Origin of the sequence: Duganella violaceipulchra (genome assembly GCF_019166075.1) — a bacterium.
Classification (GTDB): domain Bacteria; phylum Pseudomonadota; class Gammaproteobacteria; order Burkholderiales; family Burkholderiaceae_D; genus Rugamonas; species Rugamonas violaceipulchra.
The window spans coordinates 1-321 of sequence record NZ_JAHTGR010000171.1 but is presented as its reverse complement, the minus strand read 5'-3'; the positions used below and the strand labels follow the sequence as shown (position 1 = coordinate 321).

The following is a 321-nucleotide window of genomic DNA, read 5'->3' as shown; positions in this document are numbered from 1 at the left end:
GCGCGGCAACTTGCGCCGAGCTCAGCGCGGCGATGCCGGCGGTCTTGATGGCCGACAGGTCAGCCGTTTCCAGCGCGGCGATGGCGTTGCTCGACAACGCCGACACTTGCGCGGTGCTCAGCGCGGCCGCTTCGGCGGTGGTCAGTGCGACCACTTGATCGGTCGTCAAGGCCTTGATCTGGTTGGCGCTCAGCGCGGCGATCGCGTCCGATTTCAGTGCGGCGAAGTCGGCCGTTTCCAGCGCGGCGATGGCGGCGGTCGTCAGACCGGCCACTTGCGCGGTGCTCAGCGAGCTTGCCTGGCCGGTGGTCAGCGCGACGA

Annotated in this window: 1 protein-coding gene; it reads right to left on the bottom strand. The window is 69.2% G+C overall.

What is annotated here, in order from left to right; genetic code table 11:
* Nucleotides 1-321 (bottom strand): hypothetical protein (locus KVP70_RS33540; protein ID WP_217946750.1); only part of this gene is annotated, 321 nt, incomplete at both ends.